1 protein-coding gene is annotated in these 407 nt (G+C 51.4%); it reads left to right on the top strand.

Features of this window, described 5'->3' with window-relative positions; translation table 11 throughout:
- A partial coding sequence (locus E2R31_RS09865; RefSeq protein WP_207918318.1) for a hypothetical protein occupies positions 1-407 on the top strand: 407 nt, incomplete at both ends.

Below are 407 nucleotides of genomic sequence, written 5' to 3'. Positions count from 1 at the left end.
TCAGCTAGCCAATCAGCATCAGCATCTGTAAGTGCAAGCGACTCAGCGTCTGTATCAGCTAGTCAATCAGCTTCAGCTTCAGTATCTGCAAGTCGCTCAGTTTCAGCTTCTGTAAGTTCGAGCCGTTCGGCCAGTGCGTCAGCTAGCGCATCGCTTAGCTCAAGCCGTTCGGCCAGTGCCTCAGCTAGTGCATCGCTCAGCGCGAGTCGTTCAGCAAGCACATCAGTAAGCTCAAGTCGCTCAGCTTCAGCGTCTGTAAGTGCAAGCCAATCAGCTAGCGCATCAGTAAGCTCAAGTCAATCAGCTTCAGCGTCAGTAAGTGCAAGTCAATCAGCTAGCGCATCAGTAAGCTCAAGCCAATCAGCTTCAGCATCAGTAAGCTCAAGTCAATCGGCTTCAGCATCTGT

Origin of the sequence: Streptococcus downii, from assembly GCF_004353325.1 — a bacterium.
Classification (GTDB): Bacteria; Bacillota; Bacilli; order Lactobacillales; family Streptococcaceae; genus Streptococcus; species Streptococcus downii.
Note: the sequence above shows the minus strand (reverse complement) of the source record. Positions and strands in the feature narration are given on the sequence as shown.